Raw genomic sequence first — 2372 nt, 5'->3', positions numbered from 1 at the left:
ACGATAAACAGCGTCATGTTGCCCATTATTTTTTCCTCGTCAGTAAACCAAACAGTGAGAGCAGTACCGGCAGGCCCACCGGCGCGAAAGGTATAGATGCGAGCGACAGCGCGGCACCGCTACAGGCGCGGATCAGCGTGGTCCGATTTTTAAAGGCCGGAACCACTAACGCCAGCAAAATAGCCGGGAAAACGGCATCCAGACCGATGGTTTCCGGGGCCGGGAGCAGTTTGCCGACACCTGCGCCAATCAGCGTGCCAATTGGCCAGAAAATGGCGACGCCCAGGCCGCATAGCCAGTAGGCGGCTTTACGCTGTTCCGGCGTTTTTTGCGACAGGCCGAACACTACGCTTTCGTCGTTCATGATATGGCAGCCGAGGAAACTGGCGGCCCGGGAGCCCACCAGGTCACGCACCGTGACGCCAAACGGCACGTGCCGGGCGTTCACCAGTAAACCGGCAGCCGCAGCCGCCAGGGGGTTACCGCCGCTGGCGACGATGCCGATAAACATAAACTCGGACGCGCCGGCCAGTACCGTAATAGAAAGCACAAACGGTACCCACAGCGGGAAACCGTAAGCCATCGCCAGCGAGCCATATGACATGCCGACAACGCCGACGGCCAGACAGACGAGAAATATTGCTTTCAGCGTGTCGCCTTTGAGACAGGAAAAATAATGTTTCATACCATTTTAGCCATATCGAACGAATTTCCATTATAATGAACGCAACCATTTAGCTTTACAAGTCGAACGATTTGTTCGATATAAAAAACATGGAGTCGTGAATGACCCAGCCCATCAGTATGATCGCGAAAAGCCTGGTGCGTGAACGTCAGCGCACCGGTTTGTCACTGGCAGAGATTGCCCGCCGTGCGGGGATTGCAAAATCGACGCTCTCACAGTTGGAAGCAGGAAATGGCAACCCTAGCCTGGAAACGCTGTGGTCGCTGTGTGTGGCGTTGGATATCCCTTTTGCGCGCCTGCTGGAGCCGCAAGAGCAAAAAACGCAGGTGATTCGCCGCGGCGAAGGGACAAAAGTGGTGGCGGAACAGGCCCACTACCAGGCCATTTTACTGGCCGCCTGCCCACCGGGCGCGCGGCGGGATATCTATTTGCTGCTGACGCAGCCGGGCGCGGATCGTATTTCACAGCCGCATCCACCGGGATCGGTTGAACATATTATCGTGACGCAAGGTAAGGCGATGGTGGGATTGACGGAAGCGCCGGAAGAGTTAGGTGAGGGCGACTACATTTGTTACCCCGCCGATCGGGCGCATATCTTTAAAGCGTTGGAGCCGGATACTCAGGCGATTCTGGTTTCTGAGCAGAACTAACTGCTATGTTGCGTTGTGCCGGATGCGGCGCATCCGGCCTACAAGATTATTGCAGATAAAACACTTCTTTTAGCTCTGTGCTGACCGGGCTGTTGTCCGGGTTGGCTGGCATCACGTCGCGCATATGTTTCCACCAACGCTGGCAAACGTCGGTGCTGGCAACGGCATTCCAGCGCTCCTCGGACTCTATCTCAACGGTGGCGAACAGCAGATTACGCTCCTGATCAAGATAAATCGCGTAGTGATGCGCGCCGTGTTCTTTCAGTACTGATTCCAGTTCTGGCCAGATGGGATTGTGCCGACGTTGGTACTCAACGTGCGCGTCGGCGTTTACCTGCATCACAAACGCTTTGCGGATCATAACGCCTCCAGATACAACTCGCGGACTTCATCGCGGCTGGCGATGCGCGGGTTACACGGCGCGCATGGATCGGCCAACGCTTTATCTAACCAGCCTTCAATATCCTCTTTGGTCACGCCAAGCTGGCTGAAACCGGCTGGAATACCTACCCGCTTGCTCAGGGCGCGAATGGCGTTGATGGCTTCCATGCTTGCCGCTTTATCGCTCATGCCGCGGGTATCGACGCCCATCGCCTGCGCCACGCGGGCAAAGCGAGCCTCGGCGTTCGGTCGGTTAAAATTTTCGATTATCGGCAGCAGGATGGCGTTGCAGACGCCGTGCGGCAGGTTGTGGGTTGCGCCCGGCTGGTGCGCCAGCGCATGCACCAGACCAAGACCGGCGCTGTTAAATGCCATACCCGCCAGATACTGACCAAATGCCATTTGCTCACGGGCTTCGAGGTTGTGGCCATCATCGACCGCTTTCGGTAGCCACAGATTAATCAGGCGAATGGCCTCCAGCGCATTGGCGTCAGTGAGTGGGTGCGCGCCGACGGAAACATAGGCTTCCACCGCGTGAGTCAGGGCGTCCATGCCGGTTGCGGCGGTAACGGAAGCTGGGATTTCCAGCATCACGCTGGCATCATCCACGGCGATATCCGGGATGATGTTCGGGTCGATGATCACCTCTTTAACCT

General features: G+C 56.9%; 4 protein-coding genes. 1 reads left to right on the top strand and 3 read right to left on the bottom strand.

Going from position 1 to position 2372, the window contains the following annotated elements:
• Window positions 1-25: 25 nt before the first annotated feature.
• Window positions 26-685, bottom strand: coding sequence for an AzlC family ABC transporter permease (locus KQJ18_RS23420; RefSeq protein WP_038635911.1), 660 nt, complete (start codon window positions 683-685; stop codon window positions 26-28).
• A gap of 101 nt (window positions 686-786) precedes the next feature.
• On the opposite strand from KQJ18_RS23420, the gene KQJ18_RS23415 reads away from it, so the two are divergent.
• Window positions 787-1335, top strand: a complete 549-nt coding sequence (locus KQJ18_RS23415; protein ID WP_003825255.1) for an XRE family transcriptional regulator — start codon at window positions 787-789, stop codon at window positions 1333-1335.
• A 46-nt stretch (window positions 1336-1381) separates the two neighbouring features.
• Here KQJ18_RS23415 and rhaM read toward each other — a convergent pair whose 3' ends face one another.
• Window positions 1382-1696, bottom strand: coding sequence for an L-rhamnose mutarotase (rhaM, locus tag KQJ18_RS23410; protein ID WP_038635917.1), 315 nt, complete (start codon window positions 1694-1696; stop codon window positions 1382-1384).
• Window positions 1693-2372: iron-containing alcohol dehydrogenase (locus KQJ18_RS23405; protein ID WP_216422879.1), on the bottom strand; the 680-nt coding region annotated here is incomplete at its 5' end. The genes rhaM and KQJ18_RS23405, both read right to left, overlap by 4 nt.

The sequence above is a fragment of the Citrobacter sp. S55_ASV_140 genome (assembly GCF_018919505.1).
In the GTDB taxonomy this organism is placed as follows: domain Bacteria; phylum Pseudomonadota; class Gammaproteobacteria; order Enterobacterales; family Enterobacteriaceae; genus Citrobacter; species Citrobacter werkmanii.
The sequence above is the reverse complement of the archived record's forward strand: the minus strand, read 5'-3'. Positions and strand labels throughout refer to the sequence as shown.